10 protein-coding genes and 3 pseudogenes are annotated in these 13,036 nt (G+C 63.2%); 11 read left to right on the top strand and 2 right to left on the bottom strand.

Going from position 1 to position 13,036, the window contains the following annotated elements; genetic code table 11:
- The first annotated feature begins 937 nt into the window (after positions 1-937).
- The 3 genes and pseudogenes from ACLMAL_RS39020 to ACLMAL_RS39010 all read left to right on the top strand — a co-directional run.
- The gene (locus tag ACLMAL_RS39020; RefSeq protein WP_412003669.1) at positions 938-1,960 is read left to right on the top strand and encodes a YncE family protein; all 1,023 of its coding nucleotides are present in this window, start codon (positions 938-940) and stop codon (positions 1,958-1,960) included.
- A 194-nt stretch (positions 1,961-2,154) separates the two neighbouring features.
- Positions 2,155-2,644 (top strand): annotated as a pseudogene (locus tag ACLMAL_RS39015) (DUF1259 domain-containing protein); the annotation flags it as partial.
- 17 nt (positions 2,645-2,661) lie between these two features.
- Positions 2,662-2,901, top strand: a pseudogene (locus tag ACLMAL_RS39010) (methyltransferase domain-containing protein); the annotation flags it as partial.
- Between the two features lie 192 nt (positions 2,902-3,093).
- Here ACLMAL_RS39010 and ACLMAL_RS39005 read toward each other — a convergent pair.
- Positions 3,094-3,339 (bottom strand): hypothetical protein, encoded by a 246-nt coding sequence (locus ACLMAL_RS39005; RefSeq protein ID WP_412003668.1) that lies wholly within the window; start codon positions 3,337-3,339, stop codon positions 3,094-3,096.
- A 141-nt stretch (positions 3,340-3,480) separates the two neighbouring features.
- On the opposite strand from ACLMAL_RS39005, the gene ACLMAL_RS39000 reads away from it, so the two are divergent.
- Genes ACLMAL_RS39000 through ACLMAL_RS38970 form a run of 7 tightly spaced genes read left to right on the top strand, consistent with a single transcriptional unit; the run spans position 3,481 to position 10,823 of the window.
- Positions 3,481-4,734, top strand: a complete 1,254-nt coding sequence (locus tag ACLMAL_RS39000) for an NAD(P)/FAD-dependent oxidoreductase (RefSeq protein ID WP_412003667.1) — start codon at positions 3,481-3,483, stop codon at positions 4,732-4,734.
- A gap of 6 nt (positions 4,735-4,740) precedes the next feature.
- On the top strand, positions 4,741-5,499 hold the full coding sequence (locus ACLMAL_RS38995) for a DUF1365 domain-containing protein (protein WP_412003666.1): 759 nt from the start codon (positions 4,741-4,743) through the stop codon (positions 5,497-5,499).
- Complete coding sequence (locus ACLMAL_RS38990; protein WP_412003665.1) at positions 5,492-8,044, top strand: AMP-binding protein; 2,553 nt, start codon at positions 5,492-5,494, stop codon at positions 8,042-8,044. The genes ACLMAL_RS38995 and ACLMAL_RS38990 overlap by 8 nt, the downstream gene beginning before the upstream one ends.
- The gene (locus tag ACLMAL_RS38985; protein WP_412003664.1) at positions 8,041-8,883 is read left to right on the top strand and encodes an acyl-ACP desaturase; all 843 of its coding nucleotides are present in this window, start codon (positions 8,041-8,043) and stop codon (positions 8,881-8,883) included. The genes ACLMAL_RS38990 and ACLMAL_RS38985 overlap by 4 nt, the downstream gene beginning before the upstream one ends.
- 22 nt (positions 8,884-8,905) lie before the next feature.
- Entirely contained in the window at positions 8,906-9,166 is a 261-nt protein-coding gene (locus ACLMAL_RS38980) for an acyl carrier protein (RefSeq protein WP_412003663.1), read from the top strand.
- Positions 9,163-10,035 (top strand): SAM-dependent methyltransferase, encoded by an 873-nt coding sequence (locus ACLMAL_RS38975; protein ID WP_412003662.1) that lies wholly within the window; start codon positions 9,163-9,165, stop codon positions 10,033-10,035. The genes ACLMAL_RS38980 and ACLMAL_RS38975 overlap by 4 nt, the downstream gene beginning before the upstream one ends.
- Entirely contained in the window at positions 10,029-10,823 is a 795-nt protein-coding gene (locus tag ACLMAL_RS38970) for an acyltransferase domain-containing protein (RefSeq protein WP_412003661.1), read from the top strand. Before ACLMAL_RS38975 ends, ACLMAL_RS38970 begins: the two co-directional genes overlap by 7 nt.
- Before the next feature lie 1,049 nt (positions 10,824-11,872).
- On the opposite strand, the gene ACLMAL_RS38965 is transcribed toward ACLMAL_RS38970, so the two are convergent.
- Positions 11,873-12,193: a hypothetical protein gene (locus tag ACLMAL_RS38965; RefSeq protein ID WP_412003660.1), complete on the bottom strand. Its 321-nt coding sequence runs from the start codon at positions 12,191-12,193 to the stop codon at positions 11,873-11,875.
- 615 nt (positions 12,194-12,808) lie between these two features.
- Between ACLMAL_RS38965 and ACLMAL_RS38960 the strand changes: the two are divergent.
- Positions 12,809-12,922 (top strand): annotated as a pseudogene (locus ACLMAL_RS38960) (transposase); the annotation flags it as partial.
- Positions 12,923-13,036 lie beyond the last annotated feature (114 nt).

Below are 13,036 nucleotides of genomic sequence, written 5' to 3'. Positions count from 1 at the left end.
TGAGATGAATCACCGTTAATAATGGGCTAACACTCTATTGTGTCGAGGTAACGCAATTTGATCTTCACTCCGGACTCGGATTCGAAGATCAAATTAGGTTGGTTTATTCGACGGCGCCCGTATCGGTGTGCGGCGGAGCCGATCTCGCATTTGATCTTCACCCCGGATGCGGATTCGAAGATCAAATTCGGTGATCGAATTCTGTTGGTTTATCCGACGCACCGCGTATCGGCGTGCGGCGGAGCCGGCGGACCTTCGATCCCGGTACGGTGCGACCCGAGCCGACGACGTGGTCGGGGGCCGCTGGCATGATGGTGATCCGGCGTTACCAGGCGAGGTGGCGTGCCGCGCGACGGCGCGACAGACTCGAGGCCCGATGCCGGCCTGCGCGGTCTCTCCCATGCCGTGCAGCAGCCGGGAGTCGCTATGGTCTCCGGAGTGGTCCCAGCCGGTTTCGAACCAGCGACCTTCCGCGTGTGAGGCGGACACTATGTACACATTCACACAGGTAGGTCCACTTTTTCACGCCAACTGTAGTCAAACTTGTAGGCTAATCGGCCGACGCCTCATCAGCACTTTTGAATGGGTTCGAACCCTCTGGAACCGCCCACCCGCGCCACGCGTCCAACCACAGATGACCGAAGACGAGTTCGACGTCAACCCCGGCCCACAGCAGCGAGAACCTTGCCGCGGAGTTCGTGCGATGGCGAGCTCGGGTTGAGCGCCGAGCAGGCCTGAGCGATCAACCACCCGGAACCGGCACCTAGCCCGACCGATCCGAGCTTCGAACGTCCGCTCATGCCTGCGGGTTCAGGCGACTCTTAACCATCACCAAACCTGAAACCCGGCTCGACCTGGGCGCGGGCTGCGCCGGGTGAGAGCGTAGACCAGTGGGCTGATCGGCGACTACGGTTTACATCGGCCATGGAGGTGCAGGATGCGACTCGCGCGCAGGCTTGCTGCGCTGTTGGGGATCGTTGCCGTGGTGGCGAGCGGGTGCACCCAATCGTCGCAGTCGCCGCCGCCGAACGCCAGTGGACTGCCCTGGCGCAGGGTCGGTGAGGTGGTGCTGACCGGTGGTCCGGCGCGGTTCGACTACACCAGTCTCGACCAGGGGCGTGGGCTGCTGTTCATCGCGCACATGGGTGTGGGCGAACTCGTCGAAGTCGATGTGCACAGATACCAGGTGGTCCGCATGATCCCGGATCTGCCTGACGTTCATGGCGTGATCGTGGTCCCCGACAAGCATCGTGTCTATGCCACGGCTACCGGCCGCAATCAACTGGTTGCCCTCGACGAGGACAGCGGTGCAGTGCTGTTCACCGCACCGACCGGTATCTGTCCCGACGGCCTGGTCTACGACCCAGTCCGCAACGCGGTCTGGACGACCAATGAGCATGCTGGCACCGAGACTGTCGTCGACGCTGACACCGGAGAAGTCCGCGCCACCGTGGCTTTGGGCGGTGAGGTCGGCAACGTCGTCTATGACCCGGCCGCGGACCGGATGGTGGTGGCCGTGCAGGGCCGCGGGGAACTCGCGCTGATCGATCCGGCGGGACACACAGTCACCGAGCGGATTCCCACCCCCGGCTGCGACAGTCCTCACGGCCAAGCCCTGGACGCCGCCGGACAGGTGATGTTCGTCGGCTGCGAGGCCAATGCCGCCATGGTCACCGTCGATCTGGCCCACCGCGCCGTCACCGGCCACTACAAGGTCGGCGACACCCCCGACGTGCTGGCCTACGACGCCGGAGCGCACCGGCTGTACGTTGCGGCCGAAAGCGGCTGGGTCAGCCTGTTCGACCGGCGTGACGCAACAACCATCGCGGCCGGATCAACACATCTGGCCGACGGTGCGCACTCGCTGGCGCTCGACCCAGGCACCCACCGCAGCTACTTCCCCATACCCAAAGGTCTGGGCGGCGTGCCTGTGCTGTGGGAATTCGAACCCACCGGCTGAATCCGAAGCGTCACACCAACCGGTGGCGACAACAAGCGAAGGAGAAAGCCATGACTGTTCCGGCACATCGACTTCCGAGTTCTGCGGCCGTGCTGACCGCCCTGCTAGCGCTCACGGTGGCGATAGGCTGCTCGAACAACGGCGACTCGAGCACGCCGAGCCCGACCACCACCGCCGAAAGCCAGCACCGACCGGTCGCGACCACCGAGACGGACTGGAAGCCGATCACCGAGACTCTCGGCCGCACCGGCAAATTCGGCGACGACAACACTGTCTACCGCATGCCGCTGGTCCGCACCGACCTGCAGGTGACCACTGCAGGCGTGCCGATCAAACCGGGGGCTGTCCCTCGGCGGCTACGCCGTGTTCGGCAAATATGACGACGGCACCCTGCTGATGGGCGATCTGGTGGTCACCGAACAGGAGCTGCCCAAGGTCACCGACGCCTTGCACGCCAACGGGATCGAACAGACCGCCCTACACAAGCACCTACTCGAACAGTCCCCACCGATCTGGTGGACCCACATCCATGCCATGGGCGACCCTGCACAGCTGGCCAAGGGTCTCGAGGCAGCCCTCGATGCCACCGCCATCGGCCCGGCCGCCGTCCCGCCCGCCCAATAGCCGCCGGTTGACATCGACACCGCCGCCGTCGACGCCGCCGCCCTCGGCCGCAAAGGCACTGCCGCCAACTCGAACAATCCACGCAACACTTCGGGCAGTTGACGGTGCGCCCCGATGACGCCATGAACCTCGGAATCAGCGACAACTCAGTCGACGTCGCGGTCGAACATGCCGCGCTGTGCTTCGTCGACGAACCGCTGATGGCCGTCTACGAATTGACTCGAGTACTGCGGCCGGGAGGATGTCCGCGAGCTTGGTCAGAGGTTCGAGGTATGCCCAACTGCGCGTCCGTGCACTCGACCTTACTGCCCTCATAACCGTCATGCCTCCCCCATCCCAACTCATGCCAAATTTGTCACCGTGACGAAAGATTCGATAAGTCGACCGAAGGTAGTCGATGGAGAGAAGCGCAAGATTGACCAATGGTCAAATCAGTGAATTTCCGTTAAGGTTTGCATTTCACCGGAAAATTTCTATCGAACGATAGGCCATTCGGGGAGTTGTCGACTTCAAACATCGGCATGCCTCATACAAGGGCGGGTATCAGACCGAATAACCCGCCGAACCCCATGGCAGTTTCGATCATCAAAAGTAATTGCAATCATCAACAATCCCCAGCAGTCGTAAGCAACCAAGGTGCTCGTCGAGTTGATCTGACCAGCCCCGGAGCCTCCGAGCACGTCGAGTTCAAAAACCTGCTCGTAGCCGTTGCGCCCCGCCAGACCGACCGGTACGCTCACGATCTGAAGAAGCACCGCAACCCTCTTCCGGCCTGGTCGATGTTGTACATACATCGAGTTTTTGGTCGGTATAGGACTAGCGGGCGGGACTCCCGAATCCAGTGGGCTGTGCACGCCGGATAGCTTCGGCGGAGTAAATGATTTGGGAGAGTGTTAATGGCCTCGAAACCGACGACGGCCGTTATCGGCTCAGGCATATCCGGGCTGACGGCCGCATACCTGATGCGGCGAGTTTCGCGAGTAACACTATATGAGGCTGATTCTCGACTGGGCGGACATGCCCATACCCATTCGATTGTTTCGACCGATGGCTCGATACGACATCTGGACACCGGGTTCATCGTCTACAACGTGGCGCACTACCCGCTCTTCACGCGACTCCTGAACGAGCTAGGGGTCCGCAGTGTCGCATCGGAGATGTCGATGAGCGTGCTCTGTGACGGTTGCGGACTGAAATACTCTGCGGGGAGCGGACTTCGCACGTTGCCGCAGGAACTCCAGTCCGCGAACGCGGATTTGCTCGTAGAGATGCTGGAATTCAACCGTGTCTGTGAAAAGATCCTCGCCACACCCGAAGATCACGGGGTCACCTTGCACAAGATGCTGGCCGACCATGGGTTCTCGGACTATTTCGCACATCATGTTGTGCTGCCGCTGGTATCCATTGTGTGGTCCTGCGATCCGCGGACCGCGGGGCTGTATCCGGTGGCTGCGTTGCTGGCCTTCCTGAACAACCACGGCATGTTGCGCGGCAGTGCGGCGACGCGCTGGCGCACACTGAGCTCACGGTCCGCGGACTACGTGTCTCGGATAGCCACGACCCTCGATGAGGTCCTTACCGAGACGCCGGTCCGGTCGGTGCGCCGCGATGTCGATGGGATCGCTGTCACCGATGCTGCCGGCGGAACACGCCGTTTCGATCGCGTCATCCTCGCCGTTCACCCGGGGGAAGCGCTTGCGCTGCTTGCCGATCCGACACCTGTCGAGCTCAGCGTCCTCGGCGCGCTGCCATATGTGCGGAACCGGGCGCTGCTGCACACCGATGCGTCAGTGCTGCCGCAGGCCGCCGAGCATCGCTCGTCATGGAACTATCGGCAGAATACCTGTCATCCCAACCCGGACGGGATGCTCATGAGCTACTACCTGAACCGGCTCGAGAACATCGACTCGAATACCGACTATGTGGTAACGCTCGGACCGGAGGAGGCCGTCGATCCGCGGAAAGTACTGGCCCGGATGGACTATGAGCATCCGGTGTACACACCGGAGAGCGATGCGGCCCGGCGCCGGCTGCCTGATCTCGCGTCACCGACTCTCGCGTACGCCGGTGCCTATCACGGCTGGGGTTTCCATGAGGACGGATGCCGCTCGGGCGTCGAGGCAGCACGCGGCTTCGGGGTCGGATGGTGACCGTCGATGACCATACAATCGCCCACACTGTTTCGTTGCCGCCTCATCCATATACGGCATCACCCATTCACCTATCGATTCACCCACACCCTCTACATGTGGCTCGTCGATGTCGACACACTGGCCGCGCCGGTGCGTCCGCTGGTGCGGTTCCATGCCGCCGACCATCTCGGCGACCCGACTCGCAGTATCCGGGAGAACGTCGAAACCTTCCTGTCCTGCAATGGGATCGACCTGGCGGGTGGCCGGATACTGATGCTCGCCCAACCGCGCAGCGCCGGATACGCATTCGATCCGGTCAGTTTCTTCTTCTGCTATCGCGCGGACGATTCCATGGCGGTCGTGATCGCCGAGGTCCGCAACACGTTCGGGGAACGCCACTGCTACCTGCTCACCCCGGATGCCGCCGGGAAGGCGGATGTCGGTAAAGAGTTCTATGTCTCTCCATACTTTCCCGTCGACGGCCGGTACCGCACGCGGTTCGTACTGAACCCGGACAGCGTACGAATCGTGTTCGCACTGAATCGCGCCCTACGTAACCGTTCGGCTCCTGTCACTGCGCTGACCGCCACGCTGGTCGGAAAAGAGGTACGCATACCCGCGGTCATCGTGTCACCGCGGCTGCTGCTGTCCTCCTATCGCACTATCGCGCTGATCCATTGGCACGCGCGGCGGCTTCGTCGGCGGGGTCTCACATCCGCGCGCAGACTCCCGCATCAACCCCAACTTGGCGTCACCCCGATTCGGAGTTCTCATCGTGAATGACCACCACCTCTTGCTGAGCGGATCCACGCTCGATGAGGCTCTGCGCAATATCGTTACGGCGGCACCGCTTACCCGCCTCGTCTTCCCGCAGCGCAACGGCGAGACCACAGTCAAGGATCTGCTGGCCGATGCCGAAACCACCGCGCGATCGCTGGTCACGGCCGGGGTGTGCCGGGGTGAGGTTGTCGGGTTGATCGGTTCGTCCGGTCCGGAACTGCTGGCCGGGCTCTTTGGGATCGTCATGGCGGGAGCCGCCGCCACCGTGCTGCCGCAACCGCAGGGTCTGGGCGCCGATCACCGTCGATTGGATCGAATGTCGGCCATCGTCCAGGCAGCGCATATGCGGCATATGCTCGTCGACTCGCACACTGCGGAACTCGCCGACCATCTCGCTGACACTTGCACCGACCTGCGGCTCGTGCGCGCCGAGTCGCGGGCGGTGGCCGAGTTGCCCACTGTCGCACCGGAGGACATCGCGGTGGTGCAGTTCACCTCGGGCAGTACGGCGCAGCCGCGGGGAGTCACCCTCAGCCATCGGGCGGTCTTGGCGGGTCTGCGCGCAATCGCCATAAGTGGTGGTTTCGGTCAGAGTGACGTCTTCGTGCAGTGGGTTCCGTACCACCATGACCTGGGACTGTTCGGACATCTGGCGCAGGTGCTCAATGGGATCGAGTCGCATGTGTTCGAGCCAACGACCTTCCTGCGGCGTCCCGAAGAGGTGCTGCGTTACTTCTCCGCGTGCCGGGGCACAGTGCTGACCGGACCGAATTTCTCTTATGACCTAATGCTGTGGGCGGCCACGCCGGAGCTGTTGCGCGACCTCGACCTGTCGTCATGGCGACTGGCATTCAACGGCGCTGAACCCGTGTCCGCCGCCACGGTCCGAGCCTTCACAGACGTCTTCGCCCGTGCTGGAGCGGCTCCGACAGTGATGTATCCGGTGTACGGCATGGCCGAAGCCACGCTGGCCGTCGCTTTCCCGCAGCCGGGCGCCTTGCCGCGCATGGTCTGCGTCGACCGCGACGAGCTGAGTGCCACAGGGCAGGTCCGGGAGGTACCCGAAAGCGACTCGCGCGCAAAGGTTGTGGTCTCGGTCGGCGCTCCGGTGCTCGGCGTCGAGGTGCGGCTTGTCGACGAGCACGCCGGCGTGCTCGGTCCCGGACGGCTCGGCGAACTCCAGATCCGCGGTGATGCCGTCACTACCGGCTACCTCGACGACGCACCGGCCACGGCCGCCGTATTCGACGGTTCCTGGTTGCGCACCGGCGATCTGGCGTTCCAGCTCGGCGGCGATTATTTCGTCGCCGGGCGCCGCAAAGAGATGATCATCGTCCACGGGCAGAACTACTTCCCTGACGACGCCGAAATCGTGGCAAGGACGGTGCCGGGCGTGCACCGCGGCCACTGCGTGGCCGTCGCCGAAAACGATGGGAGCGATGGCGAATTCCTCGGAGTGATCGCCGAAACCACGCTCGAGGGAGCGCCTCGGGCCGCACTGGAGGACGAGATACGGCGACGGATTGTCACCGCCATCGGTATGCCACATGTTCGGGTACATACGGTGCCACCACGCTGGCTGACCCGGACCACCAGCGGTAAGTGGCAGCGGTTGCATGCCGCCGCCCGGCTCGCTGATCAGGAGAAGAAGGCAGGAACAGGGGAAGAAGGCATGGAAACTACAGCCGTCGATCACGCGCTGACCGCAACCAACCAGCACTACGACCTGCCGCCGGAGGTGTTCGAAAGATTCCTCGGCCGGCGGATGAAATACACCTGCGGCATCTACGACAACGTTACCGAGAGTCTCGATGCGGCTCAGGACGCCAAGCTCCGTTTCATCGCCGAACGCCTCGCCCTACATGGCGGCGAGTCGGTGCTCGATATCGGAACGGGCTGGGGAGCCCTCGCCTTCTACCTCGTCGAGGAAGTCGGCTGCACGGTCACCGCCGTGACGCCGTCGGCTGTGCAGGCCAGGTGGGTTCGCGAACACGCCGCCGAACGCGGCCTCACCAACCGGCTGACGGTCCTCGAACAGTCCGTGTATGACCTGGATATTCCGTCTGGAACGTTCGACGCCACCGCACTCGTCGGAGTCATCGAACATCTGCCGGACCACCGGCGCGCCATCGACATCATGTCCAAGGCCATCCGGCGAGGCGGTCGAATGTACGTGTCGGCCAGTTGTTTTCGCAATGACGAACTATTCGGTGAATACTCCGACCGACCGGGGAGCCGGCATGTCGCCGAGCAGATCTTCGGCTACGCCGTGCTGCGCCCACCGTCCGAACTGCTGGCCGCGATCGAGGATGCCGGGCTTAGCCTGGTCGGAGTCCGAGACCTGACCTGGCACTACCACAAGACAATTGACGACTGGCTGACCGGAATCCGCGGTGCCGCCGGAGCTATCGATGACGTACATCCCGGTCTGAGCAACGAACTCGTGCGCTACCTCGAGACCACGAACGCGGGGTGGGGCTACACCACCAAGCACTACGGGATCACCGCGACCCGGTCACGGCACGGGTCGACGGAGCTCCCCCGATGACCGAGACCTGGCTGCCCAGCCTGACTCTCACCGAGGTCCGCAACGCTGTCGAACCCGTCGTGCAACGTGGTGCGGACAAACTGTGGAGCCTGCGGGACCTGGACTGGGACGAGGTACGTCCGGACCGGCTCACCGACGCCGACCGGTCCGTAGTCCGATTCATCACCTACATCGAGGACCATCTGCCCGGATATATGAACTGGCTGCTTCGGACCTTCCCGGTCGACGGCGCGGATCTGTCGATCCCGATTGTTGCTGTGCACCGCGAATACTTCCGGTTCTTCGTCGCCTGGTCCTACGACGAGGAACGCCACGCCGCTGCGCTGACCCGATATCAGGAGGCCGCGGGTATCAACACCTCCGAGGCCCTGCGGCTGGCGCTGGCCGAGGAAGGACGCAAACATTTCGACCTTCCCTATCCGGAGCCGCTCGAGGCATTCGCGTACACAATGCTTCAGGAGAAGGCGACTCAGCTGTTCTATCTGCGGTTCCGCGATGTCGTCACCGAACCGGTGCTGCGGGACCTGCTACTGCGAATGGCCCGTGACGAAGCACGGCATTTCGCGCTCTACGCGCATCTTGTGGAGATCTATCTGCGACGTGATCCGGCTGCCGCCGCACCGCACCTCAAGCATGTGCTCCGCACATTCCGTATGCCACTGTCCGACACCCTCCCCAACTATCGTCGGTGGTCGTACTCCGTGGCCGAGACCGCCGGCTACGACCACACCGAGGCATACACCGCACTCGAACGGATGATCCGCCAGTTCGTGGACAGCCCCAGCGCTGAGCTCGGTGAACTGCTCGATCTGACCAGAAGCCTGCGCACCCTCCCCTGAGAAGATAAGGAAAGCAACAGAAATGACCGAAGATACTCGGGCAGATGTTCTCACCACCGTCCAAGACGTACTCCGTGAGAGCCTCCGGATGGGCGAAGAACCGATCGAGCCCGACGACCAGCTCGACTTGCTGCCAGGAGCCGATTCGGTGCGGCTCATGCGCGTGGTCAGCCAGCTCGAACGCCACTTCGACATCGAACTGGACGACAAGGAGATCCGCGACGCCCGAACGGTCGCGGACCTCGTCGCGCTCGTGCGCACAGCCATGGATGGTTCCGCATGACCACGACGCCGGCGGTCGAGGCGGCGGCCACGGCAACCAATCTGCACTATGAACGGTCCGCGGAGGCGTTCGCCGCCTTTCTCGGCGACGATGTCAAATACACCTGCGGCCTGTTCGCTACCGGTAACGAATCCTTGGATGAGGCGCAGCAGGCGAGCCTGGCGCTGATCGCCGCGTCGCTACGGCTACACGGCGGTGAGCAGGTCCTGGATATCGGATGCGGGTGGGGCAGCCTCACCCTGTACCTGGCCCGTGAATTCGGTTGTCGTGTCGTGGGAGTCACCCCCTCGGCCGTGCAGGCGGAGTTCATTCGTAGTCGGGCGCGCGCTGCCGGAGTGGCCGATCTGGTGGAAGTCGTCGTCGGGCCGTTCCAGTTGGCCGATCTGAACGATCGCCGGTTCGACGCCGTGGCGATGGTCGAGGTGGTCGAGCATTTGCCGGAGCACCGTGAACCCTTGCGCAAGGCCTACCGGCTGCTCAAACGTGACGGGCGACTGTTCATTTCGGCGTTCTGCTATCGCAGCACCGCGCATTTGGACGAGTTCGCTACCCGTCCTGCCAGTATGCACGCGCTGGGCCTGTTCGGATTCACCGCGATGGTGCCATTGTCGCAGCTCGTGGCCGAGATCTCGGATGCTGGGTTCAGCATCGCATCGGTGATCGACACCACCTCACACTATGACCGGACAATGGACCACTGGCAGCAGCGAATCACGGCCAACCAGACGGCTATCGAGGCAGTCGAACCGGGTTTCGCCGCCGAACTGGACCGCTACTTCGACACGGCGAGAGCCAGCTGGGGCCACACATCCAAGCTCTATGCGGTGGGCGCTGTCCGGTCCCGCATGGGCACTCCCGAGTCATGGTGACATCAAAGGAGGTCTTTCTCTTTCCTGGCTATGGGCGCGCGCACGGCCAGACCGGTCAGCAGCTCATGGAGGACGCGGTCGTCCGCTACCGCTGCGCGGTAGCGGACAGTCGTCCGCTCGCGCTGCTGGGGCACAGCCTCGGTTTCCTCGCCGCGCTGGTCTGCGCTGGAGCGTTCACACTCGACGACGGGCGCCGCATCATTCGTGCCCAGGAACAAGCCGTCAGCCGGTACGGGCAACCGGAAGGCGGCATGGTGACCCTGGAGCTGAACGAGACCGCTGCCGCGACGGTGGCGGCCGACGTGGGTGATCCCGGTCTGGCGGTGGCATGTATCAACGCACCCGATCGGACCGTGCTCTCGGGGCCCGTGGCAGCGTTGCGGCAAGTTGCCGAGCACGCGAAGCATCAGGATGTGGTTTGTGTTCGGCTCCCCATCGACGTTGCCTACCACAGCCCCATGCTGAACGACGTGGTTGCTCCCCTGCGCGCCGAACTGGATCGCATACCGCAGCATCGGCTACGCGCACCAGTCTATTCAGCCACCACGCACCGGTTCTGCTCCGATGATGACGATTTGCTGACCGCAATGGTCGAGGCGCTGGTCCTACCGGTGCGATTCGAGGACGCCGTCCTGCGTATGGACAGCCTCGGAGCGGACAGGTTCGTCGAATGCGGACCCGACCCCCTTCTTGTCAAGCTGGTGCGACTGTCCGTGCCGGGAGCGGAGCGCCTTCCGGTCCACCGAACAAATTCGGTCGCGCCATGTTGGTATGTCCACCCGCGATAACGGTCACGACCCCGCAGTCTCGCGGGAATCACAGCGACGTGCAACCCGACGACCTGCGCGCGGCAGGCGCTGCCCTGTTCGGATGATTTGTTGAAATGCCCGCTCCCCGGCCGTTGGCAAGTTCTTGGCAAGTTCGCGTGCCTGATACTGCCTCACGGAGAGCGGAAACCTCCTCTGACCTTTCGGGATGACAGGATTTGAACCTGCGACCACTTGACGCCCAGGGAACTGGATTTCGTCCCGGCGTGTCTGCCTGCTCCTTTCCCGTCCAGGTCAGAGGCTGTTCAACGTCCGGCTCGTATCGCCCGATCCGCCTTGTTTCCGCCCGTCTTGGCACGCTCTGGGCACGCTCGATATCAAACCCTGACCAGCACCGGTTGTGGCTTAGTGCGTCGTCTCGGTGACTCACTCATCCCGGCGTGTACGGAGCATCTGCCCGTCGTCAGAAAACTGCTCGACAGCCTGGGCTCGAAGCCTTTCCCGCTCACAGCATTCGATCAAGCGTCCGGTACGGATCGAGTCACCCAGTACAGCGAGCCCGGCAATGTCGGCGGCTCGGCCGATCGTCGATACCATCCGCGCCGAGTGGGAGCACGGCCCCGCCGCCGCGCGACAGGCGTGGGCTCAACTGGAAGGCCCACACCGAGGGCCGCAGGAGGTACACAATCGTGGAGGAAACCGCATCCCTAAAGAGTGGGCACGAAATCCGCTGGGGTGCAACGTCAATACTCCGGAACGGCTGACCGGATCGGGATTGCCGGCTAGGCGTGTACTGCCTACACCCCCGGCCAGGGCGCACTCTCATCGATCGCGAACTGCATCTGCCGAAGTCGTGGACCGAAGACCGAGACCACTGCAGGCATCCGATGCCCGATGAGGTCGAATTCACTACCACGGAAGCTTGGGGTCTCGTGGTAGCCAGGTGATGCAGGCGCACGATCCGGTCGATCACCATGCCGGGAGTTTCGGTATGTAGGTCCGGACCGTCGATCCCGGCCGATGCGAGGACGAACGCCGTCAGGTACTGCGTCAGGCCTCGGCTAGCACCTTCACATCGGTAGCTCACATACGTGCGCGTTGCCACGAGCGGCCAGCACATCGAGCAGAGACAGACGCGGCATCGACATCCCGGCCAGGTGCCCGCACAATGTGATGACGGTGTTTGCCTCTGCTCGGCGGCACTCATGGACCAGATCTATGAATGCCTGCGGCAGTTTCGCAGCCTGCGGTGCCTGCTCTCGGAACACGGCCGCGAGCTCGTATCCGTGTTCGCGGGCGAACGTCAATAACCGTTGCTCGCAGGAGGTCAAGTCACGACCGACCAGATCCAGGCGGACGTAACCGTACGCCAACGGCAGAATCTCGTTCATTGCCCGCCACCTCTGCACTGATGGGGCATCATGCGCCGGACAGTCCGAATGCTGGCGGCCCGAACGCTGCCACGGTCCACGTGGTGACCATGTCGGCCGCGCAGGTCGCGAGCTATAACGAGATAGCTGGACGCCACCGATTCCGGAGGGCGGTGTGCCGACACAGACGGCTCGTTGTCCGCCCTGGACAGACACACACCAGGCCGCCCCAACAACATCAGCTCGCCGAGTAGCACGCAGCACACCATGTCGTTTCAACCTTTCAACATCCGTATAGGTCGCCATCTGTCGGTTCGCGACACCGTTCCGACTCTGCGACTCGTTCGTTCGTTTATTCGAGATCAGCATGATCGGCTCCGTAACTGTCCTCGCATCAGTAGCCGATACGTAGCCACCTACATCCGAGCATCGAGCTGGGATCCCTTCGCCACGCAGCCCACACCATCCGTATCGCACGCAATGTGCTCGGAACTCAGGCATTCGTGCTGAATTGAGCAGCTCCTGTCAGAGGCACGCCCGGGACTGCTGCACGATCGGGTGACACTCTGACCTGCCCCATCCCTTGGGTTCCAGTTCCAGTGGCTAACTGACAGCCTTTACGAAAGGCTGGACGCCGTGCCCCGCCCCTACTCTCCCGAGTTCCGCGCGCGAGCAGTCGCGCTGGTACGCGCAGGCAGACAAGCCAAGCAGACAGCCGTCGAGCTAGGCATTCATCCGGGACTGCTGCACGGATAGGTGACAACCGAGTTGGCTTGCCCCTCGGGCAGGCTGAAAGGATGTCATCGTGCCCAAGCCCTATCCCCGCGAGTTCCGCGACGATGTCGTGCGCGTCGCCCGCAACCG

Source organism: Nocardia sp. CWNU-33 (assembly GCF_046764895.1).
In the GTDB taxonomy this organism is placed as follows: Bacteria; Actinomycetota; Actinomycetes; order Mycobacteriales; family Mycobacteriaceae; genus Nocardia.
The sequence above is the reverse complement of the archived record's forward strand: the minus strand, read 5'-3'. Positions and strand labels throughout refer to the sequence as shown.

What these genes read in the sequence shown, in the direction of transcription:
- ACLMAL_RS39000 (WP_412003667.1), top strand. Translation starts at nt 3,481, where the DNA reads ATGGCCTCGAAACCGACGACGGCCGTTATCGGCTCAGGCATATCCGGG.
- ACLMAL_RS38970 (WP_412003661.1), top strand. Translation starts at nt 10,029, where the DNA reads ATGGTGACATCAAAGGAGGTCTTTCTCTTTCCTGGCTATGGGCGCGCG.
- ACLMAL_RS39020 (WP_412003669.1), top strand. Translation starts at nt 938, where the DNA reads ATGCGACTCGCGCGCAGGCTTGCTGCGCTGTTGGGGATCGTTGCCGTG.
- ACLMAL_RS38980 (WP_412003663.1), top strand. Translation starts at nt 8,906, where the DNA reads ATGACCGAAGATACTCGGGCAGATGTTCTCACCACCGTCCAAGACGTA.
- ACLMAL_RS38975 (WP_412003662.1), top strand. Translation starts at nt 9,163, where the DNA reads ATGACCACGACGCCGGCGGTCGAGGCGGCGGCCACGGCAACCAATCTG.
- ACLMAL_RS38985 (WP_412003664.1), top strand. Translation starts at nt 8,041, where the DNA reads ATGACCGAGACCTGGCTGCCCAGCCTGACTCTCACCGAGGTCCGCAAC.
- ACLMAL_RS38965 (WP_412003660.1), bottom strand. Translation starts at nt 12,193, where the DNA reads ATGAACGAGATTCTGCCGTTGGCGTACGGTTACGTCCGCCTGGATCTG.
- ACLMAL_RS38995 (WP_412003666.1), top strand. Translation starts at nt 4,741, where the DNA reads ATGACCATACAATCGCCCACACTGTTTCGTTGCCGCCTCATCCATATA.